Genomic DNA, 13,737 nt, shown 5'->3' with positions numbered 1-13,737 from the left:
GCAGGGGCTGATGGGTCAGCGCAGGACACGCCGTGAACCCATCCATGGGGGCTCGATGGCGCCATCCGTGGCGCCAACGGTCCTGCGCTGACCCATCAGCCCCTGCAGGACAGCTCCCTGCGCTGGCGCGGAGACGGAGTCAAAGGCAGGAGCAGGAGCGGCATGGTAGTGCCGGCCGCTGGCCGGCAATCAGCGAAGGTCGGGTTGCCGGCCAGCGGCCGGCACTACCAGAACCCGCTTTTCGAACCTCACCGGCGCGCTGTTGCGCTGCCCGCGCTCGCAGGAAACCGTCGGGTGGCGGGGGAAGGGGCTGGCCGGGACCGTTGGCGCCATGGATGGCGCCATCGAGCCCCCAAGGATGGGTTTACGGCGTGTCCCGGCCAGCCCCTTCCCCCGTCACAGCCGATATCAACAAAAGCGCCGGCAGGCGAACCAGCCGCCAGCGCCTTCATCAACTCAACTCAACCAATCCTTGCACGCACCATCAACCTGTTCCCCGCACGCCTGCTGCATCCGCTGCTGCAGCCGCGCCAGTGTTTCGGCGCCCTGGTGCTTGCCGCTCCACGTCTTCAACTGCCCGGCCAGGCGCTCGAAACGCTGGCGGGTACGCTGGTGGTAGCCCGACGGCTGCGCTTCCAGTTCGGCGATCAGCGAGGCGGTGGCCTGCTCGATGCGTGGTGCATCGTCCGGCGCCAGCTTCAACAGGCCCTCCACGTACAGCACGCCCCACTGTACGCGGGTGGCCGGGCCCTGCGCACCATCGTAGGCACGCTTCAGCCACTCCAGCGCACCGGCGGTGTCGCCGCGCTGCTCGGCCAGTTCGGCCAGCTCGGGCATGTAGTAGTACGGCTGCTCGCTGCGCTTCAGCTCGGCCAGCAACAGCGCCTCGGCGCCCGCGTCGTCGCCGACCTGGCGCAGTGCGTAGACCGCGCTGCTGATCGTGGCCTGGCGTGCATGCGCATCGGTGGCGGCGGCATCGGCAGCGGCCACGCGCTGCTTGACCCGCTCAACCAGGGCCGCGGGCAGTGGGCCGTTTGGCTGCTGCTGACGTGCCAGCGACACTTCGGTCAGCGCACGCGACAACGCGTCGTCGGCGCGATCACCGCGCTCGGCATCTGCGCGCTCCAGTGCGACCAGCAGCTGCTGTCCCAGCGTGTTGCTGGTGGCCGGCCCCGCACTGGCCTGCTTGACCAGCGTCGCGCCCGCGTAACCCAGCAGTTCGCGGTTACGACGGACTTCGGCAGGTTGCGCCAGCACTGCCTGCAGCAGCTCACGCACCTCGGTGGGCGAGCTGGCGGGCGTGTCGGCGGTGGCCAGGGCCAGCAGGGCGAAGCGGCGTTGCAGCGCCGCGTCGGGTGCGGCCTTGGACAGCTGGCGCAGCACATCCTGGCTCCTGCGCTCGCCGGCCAGGCGGTTGGCGTCGACTTCCCAGCCGTAGTCGCCCAGCACCTGCCAGTCTTCGGCGGCCAGCCTGTCCGGCGTGGCCAGTGCCGTCGCCAGGGTGGCGGCGATGGCGCTGCGGCGCCCGGCTGCGACGGTCAGCGCACGGGTCAGTTCGGCCGCGTCGTTGCCGCCGGCCACGCGGGTGAGCTCAGTGCGTTGTGGGTCCAGCACGATCAGGGTCGGATAGCCGCGCACCCCGAAGCGTTCGCCCCAGGCCTGTGCCCCTTCCTCGTCGCCATCCAGGTAGACCGGCACGAACTTGCCGGTCAACGCGATGAACGCCGGGTCCTTGAACAGGCCGGCCTTGAGCTGGTTGCACGGCGGGCACCAGACCGCGCCCCAGTACAGCAGCACCGGCTTTCCGCTGTCGGCGGCCTCGGCGAAGGCATCGTCCACATCGCCCTGGCGCCAGGCGATGGCGGACGCCGGCGCGGGCGCCTCGGCGGAGCTGGCGGTGGACACCGGGGCCGGGGTGCAGGCGCTCAGCGCCGAAGCCAGCAGCAACACGGAAAGCGCGACGCGCATCGGCGGCATCTCGAAGGGGGGACAGTCCATTGTAGGAATGGCCGGGGAGTGTGCTGATTCAGTTTGCTTATATCGGCCGTGCGGCGGGGCATGACACCCGCTGCCCTCAGGCGGCTGCCCGCACCATCTGCTGGTACACCAGCCCGTTGAACTCGCCGACATCACCGTCCAGCACGAAGCCATAGCGCAGGTAGGTAGGCACTGCGTTGAGCGAGGCGCGCACGGTCAGCACCGGTGTGCGCAGGTGCGGCAGCACGGCTTCGAACAGGGCATGGCCGATGCCCTGGCCCTGGCAGGCGGGATCGACGAACAGCATCGCCAGGTGGCGGCCTTCCTTCAGCTCTACCACGCCGAGGATGCGGCCATCCTGCTCGGCCACCAGGATTTGGTTGTCACCCTGCAGGCGTGCAGCGAACGCATCGGCGGCGGCGACACTGCCGAACGTAGCAATGCCGGCCGCGCTGAGCGAGGGCGCGACGGCCGCAGTGAATGCGGCCAGGCATACCGCGCTCATCGCGGGCATGTCATCGATGTGGGCGGGGCGGATCCTCGGCATGCAGCGATCTTCCTGTGGCGTGTGGCGTGTGATCGTCGCCGGTTGCCTGCACGCTAAGCTGGTCCCATGAGTGAATTCAATCCCGCCTACGCTTCGTTGTTTCCGCAACAGGGACTGAGCCTGGGCCTGATGACGCCCGTTGCGGCGCATGGGCTGGCCGATCCGGGCGCGGCGCGGCGCATTGCGCGGCTGGCCGACGATCTTGGTTTCGCCGCGTTGTGGGCGCGCGATGTACCGCTGATGGTGCCGCAGGGTCCGGACGCGACGGCGAGCGCGCTGGACGACCCCTTCCTGTGGCTGGGCATGCTGGCCGCCGCGACCACGCGCATCGTGGTCGGTACCGCCGCCATCGTGTTGCCGTTGCGCCAGCCGTTGCAGGTGGCGAAGTCGGCCTTGAGCCTGGACCGGATCAGTGCAGGGCGGTTCGTGCTGGGCCTGGGTTCGGGTGACCGCCCGGAAGAATTCGCCGCCTTCGGCGAGGATCTGGAGGGCAGGGCGACGACCTTCCGTGAGCGCTGGACGTTGCTGCGCGCGGCGTTGTCACCGGAGGCCGATGCGCGGACCGCCGTACTGCAGGCCACGGGTGGCTTCGACGTGCTGCCGGCGCCGGCAACCCGCATCCCGATGCTGGTGGTGGGTACCGCGCGGCAGAGCCTGCAGTGGATCGCGCGCGAGGCCGAAGGCTGGGCCACCTATCATCGTGAGGAGGCCGCGCAGGAGGGGCGCATCGGCCTGTGGCAGCAGGCGCTGGTGCAGCGCGGTGGGCCGGGCAAGCCATTCGTGCAGTCGATGCTTCTGGATCTGCAGGCAGATCCGCAGGCGCCAGCCGAGCCGCTGCCGCTGGGCCTGAAGGTCGGCCGCGATGGCCTGCGTGACTATCTGCTGCGCGTGCATGGGCAGGGCGTGGCGCACGTGATGTTCAATCTGGTCGACAACGGGCGGCCGATGGACGCGGTGTTGCGTGAGATCGGGGAGCAGGTTCTGCCGAATATGCCCCGGTAGGTGTCCACCTTGGTGGACACGCTCCAGCAGTCGAGCACGGCTCGGCTCTACATGCAGTGTGCATCTGCGTATCATTCGCATTTGATGCCCCGCTGCCGGAGCCCCGTGTGACCCAACGTTCCCCCATGCACCCGAGCGGACGCCTGTTCGCCGCGGTCGCTTTCATCGAGGCCGTGACCTGGGCCGGCCTGCTCATCGGCATGTGGATGAAGTACGGCCCCATGGCCAACGTGGCGCTGGTGAAGCTGTTCGGACCCCTGCACGGCGTGGCGTTCCTGCTCTATGTGGCGGTGACGCTGTTCGCGGCGCTGCGCCTGCGCTGGCCGTGGTGGGCCAGTGCGCTGGCGCTACTGGCAGCCATCCCGCCGCTGGTGACGCTGCCATTGGAATGGTGGTTCAAGCGCCGTGGCCTGTTGGGCCTGCGCGCGGTGCGCTGAAGTCGCTGTTGCGTGCCCGTTCAAGAGAATGGGTATCAAATGCAAATACGAGCCGTTATCATTTGAGGATGGCGTCCGGTCCTGAGCAGGGCCGGCGCCGGGCGGGGCGCAGGTGCGCCCGGCGATCCCTTCCTGTTACGGCTGGTGTTCCATGCACGCACGTCCCGTCGTTCCCGGCTTGCCGGCGCTGGTAGTGGCCGCCCTGATCGGCACCATGGCGATGATGTCCTTCGTCGCCGTGATCGGTCCGGTGGTCCGCATGCTCGGGCTGTCCGAGTGGCATGCCGGACTGTCGGTCACCGCCGCGGGCGCGTTGTGGATGCTGGCCGCGCGCCCATGGGGCCAGCTCAGCGACCGCATCGGCCGCAAGCGCGTGCTGATGCTGGCGATGAGCGCCTACACCGTGGTCTACATCGCGCTGGCGGTGTTCATCGACGTTGCCCTGCAGGCGGTGCCGCCGGTACTGGTATCGGTGCTGGTGCTGGTCGGTGCGCGAGGCCTGATCGGCCTGTTCTACGCGGCGGTGCCGCCTACCGCAGCCGCGCTCATCGCCGACAAGGCACCGACCGGCCAACGTGCGAAATTCCTCGCCCGCCTGGGCAGCGCCAATGCGCTGGGCATGGTGCTCGGGCCGGCCGCTGCCGGCTGGCTTGCCTATACCAACCTTTCGCTGGCGCTGTACGTGGCCGCGTTGCTGCCGCTGCTGGCACTGGCATTGCTGGCCTGGCGGCTGCCGGCTACACCGCCGGTGGTTGGCGCGTCCGCACAGCGCCGCGCGCCGATGAGCCGCCTCGACCCGCGCCTGCGCCTGCCGCAGCTGGCGGCGCTCATCGCCATGGTCTCGGTGACCATCGCGCAGGTGACGGTGGGCTTTTTCGCGATTGATCGCCTGGGCCTGGATGCTGCCGCTGGTGCACGCATGGCCGGCATCGCGCTGACCGCGGTCGGCATCGGCCTGATCCTGGCGCAGGCGCTGGTGATGAAGCTGGAGGTGCATCCGCGCCGCTGGATCATCCTCGGCGCGCTGATTTCCGGCATTGGCTTTGCTTCGGTGGCGGGCGTGCAGCAGGGCTGGCAGTTGCCGGCGGCATACGCGCTGGCCGCGTTCGGCATGGGCTTCGTATTCCCCTCGTTCCAGGCGCTGGCCGCCGACGCGGTGGAAGCGCACGAGCAGGGTGCCGCGGCGGGCACGGTCGCTGCCGCGCAGGGGCTGGGCATGGTGGCCGGGCCGATGCTCGGCACGCTGTTGTATCGCGGCGGGCCCAGCCTGCCATATCTGCTGGTCGGCGCGCTGCTGCTGTTGCTGTGCGCGCTGGCTGCAGCGCATCGGATGAAGGAGACCCCATGAACGATTCCCTGATGCAGGGCGCGTGGCCGGAGGCTGCGCCCGCGCCGCTCGAGAGCACTGACGACGCGTCGTTGTTCCTGCTGCAGCATGCCGGCCAGCATGTGCACGCACGCGGTTGCCGCCTCGCGCTGCCGGGTGGCGCGCTGGCAACCCTGGCGGAGCGCGTTGCGGCCTTCTTCGCCCAGCAGCGTGGCGGTCCGGGCCTGCTGGTCGGTGCGGTGCCATTCGAACCGCGTGCCGACGACGCGTTGTACCAGCCCGAGCGCCTGCTGCCGGCCCTGCCGTTGCAACCACGGGCGGCGCCGGCGCTGCAGGGCCCGCTGCAGGCGGAGCCCGCAGCGCAGGACTATGCAGCCGCGGTTGCCGAGGCAGTGAAGGCGCTGCGCGCGCCCGACCAGGACCTGCACAAGGTGGTGCTGGCGCGCAGCCTGCTGGCGCACAGCCGCCATGCGCTGTCTCCAGAGGTGCTGCTGGCGCGGTTGGGCGCGGATCCCTCGGTGGCGACCTATGCGGTGCCGCTTCCGGTTGAACCGGGGCACGCACCGGCCTGGCTGGTCGGCGCAACACCGGAGCTGCTGCTGCGCAAGCGTGGCGCCGAGCTGTTGTCGCACCCGCTGGCCGGGTCCGCGCGCCGCAGTGCCGATGCCGCCGAGGACGAGCGCGCCGCGCAGGCGCTGCTGGCTTCGAACAAGGACCATGACGAGCACCGCCACGTGGTCGAGGCCATCATCGAGGGCCTGGCGCCGTACTGCAGCCACATCGATGCGCAGCCGCGCCCGGTGCTGCATGCCACCGCCAGCATGTGGCATCTCGGCACCCGCATCCACGCCACCCTGAAGGATCCGCAGACATCGGCGGCCGAGCTGCTGGCGCAGTTGCATCCAACGCCGGCGGTCTGCGGTACACCCCGGCTGGCGGCACTGCAGCGTATCCGCGAGCTTGAGCCGGTGCCGCGTGGCTTCTACGCCGGTGCGGTCGGCTGGCTGGATGCGCAAGGGGATGGTGACTGGTATGTGGCGATCCGCTGCGCACGCCTGCAGGGCACGCAGCTGCGCCTGTACGCCGGCGCCGGCATCGTTGCCCAGTCGCAGCCCGAGGCCGAGGTCGCCGAAACCGCGGCGAAGTTTGCCGCCCTGTTGAACGCGTTGGGCGTCCACGACGCCGCGCCCGTCATCGAGCCTGCTGCATGAACACGCCCACTGTTTCTTCCCGCCTGCCACTGCAGCAGGCATGGCCCGATGCGCTGGTGGTGCGCTATCGCGAGGCGGGCTACTGGCGCGGCGAGACCTTCCCGGCGTTCCTGCGTGAGCGTGCGGAACGCTACGCTGATGACATCGCCGTGGTCGCTGGCGATGTGCGCCTGAGCTACGCGCAGCTGTGGCACGAGGCCGGTCGCATCGGTGCCGGACTGCTGGCACTCGGCCTGCAACCCGGTGAGCGGGTGCTGGTACAGCTGGGCAACACCGCCGGGTTCATCGCCACCGTATGCGGGCTGTTCCGCGCCGGCCTGGTGCCGGTGTACGCGCTGCCGGCGCACCGCATCACCGAGCTGGTGCACTTCGCCAACAAGGCCGAAGCCAGTGCCTACATCACTGCCGACCTGCACGATGGCTTTGATCATCGCGGGCTGGCGCGGGCGCTGCAGGCCGAGGTGCCGGCGCTGCGCCACGTGGTCATCGATGGCGATGCAGCAGAGTTCACCGCGCTCGAGGCGCTGCAGGGAGACCGCAACCAGCTGCCGGCCGACCCGGACCCGCAGTCGGTGGCGTTCCTGCAGATCTCCGGCGGCAGCACCGGGCTGTCCAAGCTGATTCCACGCACCCACGACGACTACATCTACTCGTTCCGTGCCAGCAATGACCTCTGCGGCATCGACCGCGACAGCGTGTATCTGGTCGCGCTGCCGGCCGCGCACAACTTTCCCATGAGCTCGCCCGGTTTCTTCGGCGCGCTGTATGCCGGTGCCCGCGTGGTGCTCAGCCCCGGTCCGGGGCCGGACGCGGCCTTCCCGCTGATCGCGCGCGAGCAAGTGACCTGCTGTGGGCTGGTGCCGCCGCTGGCGCTGTTGTGGGCACAGGCCGCCGCCACCAGCAAGCACGACCTGTCCAGCCTGCAGGTACTGCAGGTAGGCGGGGCCAAACTGGTGCCGGAAGCCGCACGGCGGGTGATTGACGGTCTTGGCTGCACGCTGCAGCAGGTGTTCGGCATGGCCGAAGGCCTGGTGAACTACACACGGCTGGATGATCCGGAAGAACTGATCGTAGCCTGCCAGGGCCGGCCGATCAGCCCGGACGACGAGGTGCGCGTGGTCGATGACCATGACCAGCCGGTGCCGGAAGGCGAGGTAGGGCATCTGCTGACCCGCGGCCCTTACACCATCCGTGGCTACCACAACGATGCGGTGGCCAATGCGCGTTCGTTCACCGACGACGGCTTCTACCGCACCGGCGACCGCGTGCAGCAGCTGCCCGGAGGCTACCTGGTGGTGCAGGGCCGTGCCGGTGACCACATCAACCGGGCGGGCGAGAAAATCTCCGCCGAGGAGATCGAAGATCACCTTCTGGCCCACCCCGGCGTGTTCGACGCCGCCGTGGTCTCCATTCCTGACGAGTATCTCGGTGAGCGCAGCTGCGCGTTCGTGATCCAGCAGGGTGAGCCGATCAAGGCCCCGGCACTGAAGGCCTGGATGCGCGGGCGCGGCCTGGCCGCGTTCAAGGTGCCCGACCAGGTCGTGTTCGTCGACAGTTTCGATACCACCGCGGTCGGCAAGATCAGCCGCCGCGAACTGCGCGCGCAGCTGCGTGCGCGTCATCTGCAACAGACAGGAGGAACGCGCTGATGGCGCTGCCCCGTATCACCGATTACCCCTTGCCGACTGCCGCCGAGCTGCCGCAGGCGCGCGGCCCGTGGCGCCCGCAGCGCGATCGTGCCGCCCTGCTGGTGCACGACATGCAGCGCTATTTCCTGGCCGCATTCGACGCCGGCAACGCACCGCTGCGGCCGGCAGTGGACAACATCGCACGGCTGCTGGCGCATTGCCGCGCGCACGGCATTCCGGTGTTCTACACCGCCCAGCATGGCGACCAGGACCGCCGTGACCGTGGCCTGCAGGCCGACCTGTGGGGACCAGGCATGCGTCGCAGCGCCGACCATGAACCAATCATCGAGGCACTGGCACCGCAGCCTGGCGAGCACGTGCTGGTGAAGCACCGCTACAGCGCGTTCCAGCGCAGCAACCTGGAGACGCTGATGCGGGTGCGTGGACGCGACCAGCTGCTGGTCACTGGCGTGTATGCGCATATAGGCTGCACGGCCACCGTGGTCGAAGCCTTCCAGCGCGACATCGAGGCGTTCATCGCGGCCGATGCGGTAGCGGATTTCTCGCGTGCTGACCACGATCAGGCCCTGCACTGGATTGCCCGCACCTGTGGCGTACCGATGACCACCGACCAGTTGCTGGAGGTGCTGTGATGGCCGCCACGGGTGAGGTGCTGGATCTGGAGCGGATGCGTGCCGACGTGGCGCGCGTGCTGGAATGTGCCCCGGCCGAGATCGGTGACGACGACAACCTGATCGACCTGGACCTGGACTCGATGCGCATGCTCGGCCTGGTCCTGGCCTGGGGCAACACCGGCCTGCCCATTGAGTTCTCGCAGCTGGCCGAGCACACCACGCTGCGCCAGTGGTGGGCTGTGGTGCAGCAACTGCAGGCCGCGCAGAACGCATGAACGCCGCTGCGCTGGCCACACCGGTGGCATTGACCGAGGCCCAGGCCGGACTGTGGTTCGCACAGCGGCTGGCACCGGACAATCCGTCATTCAATACCGCGCACGCGGTGTGGATCGACGGCCCGTTGGACGTGGCCGCGTTCATTGCAGCGGCAGACCAGGCTGCAGGCGAGGCCCAGGCCTTCGCATTGCGCTTTGCCGAAGGGGCCGATGGCCAGCCGCTGCAGTGGCATGACCCGGCACACGTGCCGCTGCTTTCGGTGCGCGATGTTTCCACCGCGGCGGATCCCGCCGCTGCGGCACGCAACCTGATGCACACCGACCGTCTGAGCCCGGTCGATCCCACCCGTGACCGGATCAGTCAGCAGGTGTTGTTTGACCTGGGCGGGCAGCGCTGGGTCTGGTACCTGCGCGTGCATCATCTGGCCGCCGATGGCTACGGCATGGCGCTGTTCACCGATCGCGTGTGCGCGTTGCATGCCGGTCGCATGGCTGAACCGCTGCCAGGGCTGGCGGGCGTGCTGGCGGATGACGCCGCCTATCGTGCCGACCCGCGTCGTGCGCAGGCCGGGCGCTGGTGGCGCGAGCAGTTGCAGGGGGCGCCGGCGGGCGTGGGCCTGGCAGGCACTGTGGCGGCCAGCGACGATGCGCTGCGCTGGGTGCGGCCGCTCGATGCGGCCTTCCGCGAGCAGCTGCTGCAGGCGTCGGCACGTTGGCTGCAGCCCTGGCCGGATGTGCTGGCCGCGCTGGCGGCCGAGTACCTGCGGCGGATGAGCGCTGCCGATGAAGTGGTGCTGGGCGTGCCCTACATGGGCCGGCTCGGCAACGCGTCGGCGCGGGTGCCGGCGATGGCGATGAACGTGTTGCCGCTGCGCGTAGCGGCCGGCGAGGGCAGCGTCGAGGCCTTCACCCGCGGCCTGGGCCGGCAGCTCAGCCAAGGTCGCAAGCACGGCCGTTACCGCAGTGAGCAGCTGCGCCGGGACCTGGGGCTGGTCGGCGCGCAGCAGCGCCTGCACGGTCCGCTGGTGAATGTGCAGCCGTTCTACAAGCCGCTGGCGCTGGCCGGCGTGCAGGCGACGCTGGAGGTGCTGTGCACCGGGCCGGTGGATGATCTGACACTGGGCTTCCGTGGCGATGGCCAGCACCTTCTCGATCTTGAGATCGAGGCCAATCCCGCGCTGTACAGTCGCGAGGATGTCGAGGCGCATGCAGCGCGGTTGCTGCATTTCGTGTCGGCAGCATTGCAGGCTGACGATATTGCAGCCGTGCCTTTGGCGACGCTTGAGGAGGCGCAGCAGGTGCTGCACGGTTTCAATGCCACCGCGCATGCGCTTCCCGAGACTACCCTGGTTGAATTGCTGCAGCAGGGCATGGATCGGGATCCGCACGCGCCGGCGCTGGTGTTCGGCGACACTACGCTCGACTATGCAACGCTGGAAGCGCGCAGTTTCGCGCTTGCCGCACAACTGCGCGGGATGGGCGTCGGCCCGGGCAGCGTAGTCGCGGTGGCATTGCCGCGCTCGCTGGAACTGGTGCTCGCGCTGGTCGCGGTGCTGCGCGCAGGCGCGGCCTATCTTCCGCTGGACCTTGCCCATCCTGACGAGCGGTTGGCACGTATTCTTGCGTCGGCGCAGCCGGTGTGCGTACTGGCTGCGCCAGACGTATCGGTGCGCGTGGCCGGTGTGCCGGTGCTCGCGCCGGAGCAGTGGACCGCGCTGAGTTTCGCGGCGCCATGGGCGGATCCTGCGCCCAGCGATGCCGCCTATGTGATCTATACCTCCGGTTCGACCGGCGAGCCCAAGGGCGTGGTCGTCGAACACCGCGCGATCGTCAATCGCCTGCTGTGGATGCGCGAGCACTACGGCATCGGCGCCGATGACCGCGTGCTGCAGAAGACCCCGGCCACCTTCGATGTCTCGGTCTGGGAATTCTTCCTGCCGCTGCTGTGCGGGGCAACGCTGGTGGTTGCCAGGCCCGATGCGCATCGCGATCCCACTGAACTGGCGCGCTTGATCCGGGGCCATGGCATCACCACCGCGCATTTCGTGCCGTCGATGCTCGACGCCTTCCTCGCTGCGCCGGCCTCCGAAGGTTTGCAGCTGCGCCGCGTATTCACCAGTGGCGAGGCGCTGGACGCTGCGTTGCGCGACCGCTTCCATGCGCGCGTGCACGCAGAACTGCACAACCTGTATGGCCCGACCGAGGCCGCAGTGGACGTCAGCTATTGGCCGGCGTCAGCGCAGGATCGCTCGCGGCCGGTGCCGATCGGCTTCCCGGTCTGGAACATCCGCCTGTACGTGCTGGACGCCCGGATGCAGGCGGTGCCGGTCGGTGTGGCCGGTGACCTGTACCTGGGCGGCGTGCAGCTGGCACGCGGCTACCTCGGTCGCGACGATCTGACCGCCGAACGCTTCCTTGCCGATCCTTTCCTGGCGGGCGAGCGCATCTACCGCACCGGCGACGTGGCGCGCTGGCGCCGCGATGGTGCGGTGGAGTACCTGGGCCGCAGCGACCATCAGGTGAAACTGCGCGGCCTGCGCATCGAACTGGGCGAGATCGAGGCGGCTTTGCGCGAACTGCCGGGCATGGAGCGGGTGGAAGTGCTGCTACGCCAGGATGCTCCCGGCGAAGCGCGTCTGGTGGCCTATGTGCCGACCGCGCTTGCCGATGCCGTAATGCTGCGCAGCCACCTCGCCACGCGTGTGCCTGACTACATGGTGCCCTCGGCCATCGTTGGTGTGGACCAATGGCCGGTGACCGCCAACGGCAAGCTCGACCGCAACGCGTTGCCGAAGCCACCGCAACGTGAAGTTGCCGGCCTGGCGCCGCGCACGCCGTTGGAACAGGAGCTGGCGTTGCTGTTCGCACAGGCGCTTGGGCGTGAGGCGCCGGTGGCGGTGGATGCGGACTTCTTCAGTCTCGGCGGTGACTCGCTGTCGGCGGTGCACCTGCTGCTGGCGATCGAGCAGCGCTGGCGCTGCGATCTGGGTTTGGGCGCCTTGTTTGCCCAGCCCACCGTGGCCGCGCTGGCGGTTCGTATTGCCGCGCCACCCGCGCTGGCCGATCACGCGCTGGGGCCGGTGATCGCGCTGGCCGCAACCGACGCTGCCGCGCCCACGCCGCTGTTCGTGCTGCACCCGGCCGGTGGCATCGCCTGGAACTACCGCACGCTCGCCCGGGCACTGCAACCAGCCCGCCCGGTGTATGGCCTGCAGTCGCCGGCACTGGACGCGCGGCTGCCACTGCCGAGCAGCATCGAGGCGATGGCCAACGACTACGTACAGCGCGTGGTCGCACTGCAGCCGAAGGGGCCGGTGCATCTGCTGGGCTGGTCGGTGGGCGGCATCCTGGCCCAGGCGATGGCGGTGCGGCTGCATGAGATCGGCCGCGACGTCGGCGAACTGGTGCTGCTGGACGCCTATCCCAGCGAGTGCTGGCGGGCCGAGCCTGAACCGGACGCCGTCGCCGCACTGCGGGCACTACTGGCGATTGCCGGCCATGACCCGGATGCGCATCCGGAACTGGACAGCCGGGAACGCATACTCGCGTTCCTGCGTCGCGGCGGGAGTGCACTGGGCAGCCTGCCGGATGTGGTGCTTGACGGCGTGGTGCGCGCGGTGACCGGTACCAATCGGCTGATCCGTGAACATATCCACCGGCCGTTCGAGGGCACGCTGGTGCACGTCCGCGCTGGCCGGGATCACCAGGCGCGGCCACAGCTGCAGTCGGCGTTGTGGCGGAGCCACGCGCGCAAGGTGCAGGCACTGGAACTGCCGTTCCTGCACGCCGAACTGACCGGCCGCGATGCGGTGGCGCAGCTGGCACCGTGGTTGTCGGCGCGGTTGCGCCACTGGGACGAGCAACAGGAGACCGCAACATGCAATTGACCGGTTTTGAAGGTCGTGTGGCGCTGGTGACCGGTGCCGCCGGGGGCATCGGTGAGGCACTGGTACGGCTGTTGGCCGCGGCCGGTTGCATCGTGGTGGCGACTGATCGCGAAGCACCCATGTTCGCGGATGCACGTGTGCAGGCGTTTGCTCTTGACGTGACCGACAGTGCGGCCGTCGACGCCTTGGTGGATCGGGTCGAGTCCAGCATCGGGCCGATCATGCTGGCCGCCAGCGTGGCCGGTGTGCTGCATGTGGGCGGCGTGACCGAGACCGGCGATGACGACTGGCGCCGGGTGTTCGCGGTGAACACCGACGGCGTGTTCCATGTCGGGCGTGCTCTGGCGCGGGTGATGTCGCCGCGCGGACAGGGCGCGATGGTTACCGTCAGCTCGAATGCGGCCGGTGTGCCGCGGCACGGGATGGCCGCCTATGCGGCATCCAAGGCCGCCGCCACCATGTTCACCCGCTGCCTCGGGCTGGAACTGGCGCCGTTGGGCATCCGCTGCAACATCGTCGCCCCGGGATCGACGTTGACCCCGATGCAGACCGGCATGTGGCAGGACGAGCACGGTGCCGAGCGGGTGATCGCCGGCAACCTGGAGACCTACAAGGCCGGCATTCCATTGCGCAAACTCGCCACCCCGGAGGACATCGCGCACTCGGTGATGTTCCTGCTCTCCGATCAGGCCGGGCACGTGGCCATGAGCGACCTGTACGTCGACGGCGGCGCCACCCTGCGCGGCTGAGCCCCGACGGCCGCCTGCCGGCTGTGGTCGTGCCGGCCGCTGGCCGGCAGCCTACGGCCCCC

General features: G+C 69.3%; 11 protein-coding genes. 9 read left to right on the top strand and 2 right to left on the bottom strand.

Going from position 1 to position 13,737, the window contains the following annotated elements; translation table 11 throughout:
• Positions 1 to 456: 456 nt before the first annotated feature.
• Positions 457 to 1,977 carry a thioredoxin family protein gene (locus tag QP609_RS12165; RefSeq protein ID WP_197621737.1) on the bottom strand — a complete coding sequence of 507 codons (1,521 nt, stop codon included), beginning with the start codon at positions 1,975 to 1,977 and terminating at the stop codon, positions 457 to 459.
• A gap of 97 nt (positions 1,978 to 2,074) precedes the next feature.
• Entirely contained in the window at positions 2,075 to 2,524 is a 450-nt protein-coding gene (locus QP609_RS12160) for a GNAT family N-acetyltransferase (protein ID WP_049439384.1), read from the bottom strand.
• Positions 2,525 to 2,590: 66 nt separating this feature from the next.
• Between QP609_RS12160 and QP609_RS12155 the strand changes: the two genes are divergently transcribed.
• The 9 genes from QP609_RS12155 (at position 2,591) to QP609_RS12115 (ending at position 13,675) form a co-directional block, all read left to right on the top strand.
• Complete coding sequence (locus tag QP609_RS12155) at positions 2,591 to 3,526, top strand: TIGR03571 family LLM class oxidoreductase (protein WP_049439386.1); 936 nt, start codon at positions 2,591 to 2,593, stop codon at positions 3,524 to 3,526.
• 125 nt (positions 3,527 to 3,651) lie between these two features.
• Positions 3,652 to 3,963, top strand: a complete 312-nt coding sequence (locus QP609_RS12150; protein WP_041863547.1) for a DUF3817 domain-containing protein — start codon at positions 3,652 to 3,654, stop codon at positions 3,961 to 3,963.
• 151 nt (positions 3,964 to 4,114) lie between these two features.
• Positions 4,115 to 5,311, top strand: a complete 1,197-nt coding sequence (locus tag QP609_RS12145; protein WP_049439387.1) for an MFS transporter — start codon at positions 4,115 to 4,117, stop codon at positions 5,309 to 5,311.
• A complete protein-coding gene (locus tag QP609_RS12140; protein WP_014647421.1) occupies positions 5,308 to 6,501 on the top strand; it encodes an isochorismate synthase in 1,194 nt (397 codons plus the stop codon). Before QP609_RS12145 ends, QP609_RS12140 begins: the two co-directional genes overlap by 4 nt.
• Positions 6,498 to 8,150, top strand: a complete 1,653-nt coding sequence (locus QP609_RS12135; protein WP_197621735.1) for an AMP-binding protein — start codon at positions 6,498 to 6,500, stop codon at positions 8,148 to 8,150. The genes QP609_RS12140 and QP609_RS12135 overlap by 4 nt, the downstream gene beginning before the upstream one ends.
• Complete coding sequence (locus QP609_RS12130) at positions 8,150 to 8,782, top strand: isochorismatase family protein (RefSeq protein ID WP_014647419.1); 633 nt, start codon at positions 8,150 to 8,152, stop codon at positions 8,780 to 8,782. Before QP609_RS12135 ends, QP609_RS12130 begins: the two co-directional genes overlap by 1 nt.
• Entirely contained in the window at positions 8,782 to 9,039 is a 258-nt protein-coding gene (locus QP609_RS12125; RefSeq protein ID WP_014647418.1) for a phosphopantetheine-binding protein, read from the top strand. The genes QP609_RS12130 and QP609_RS12125 overlap by 1 nt, the downstream gene beginning before the upstream one ends.
• Positions 9,036 to 12,926, top strand: coding sequence for a non-ribosomal peptide synthetase (locus tag QP609_RS12120; protein WP_197621734.1), 3,891 nt, complete (start codon positions 9,036 to 9,038; stop codon positions 12,924 to 12,926). The genes QP609_RS12125 and QP609_RS12120 overlap by 4 nt, the downstream gene beginning before the upstream one ends.
• Positions 12,917 to 13,675 (top strand): 2,3-dihydro-2,3-dihydroxybenzoate dehydrogenase, encoded by a 759-nt coding sequence (locus QP609_RS12115; protein ID WP_169410426.1) that lies wholly within the window; start codon positions 12,917 to 12,919, stop codon positions 13,673 to 13,675. The genes QP609_RS12120 and QP609_RS12115 overlap by 10 nt, the downstream gene beginning before the upstream one ends.
• Positions 13,676 to 13,737: the final 62 nt, after the last annotated feature.

Source organism: Stenotrophomonas sp. 8(2023) (assembly GCF_030345295.1).
In the GTDB taxonomy this organism is placed as follows: domain Bacteria; phylum Pseudomonadota; class Gammaproteobacteria; order Xanthomonadales; family Xanthomonadaceae; genus Stenotrophomonas; species Stenotrophomonas muris.
Note: the sequence above shows the minus strand (reverse complement) of the source record. Positions and strands in the feature narration are given on the sequence as shown.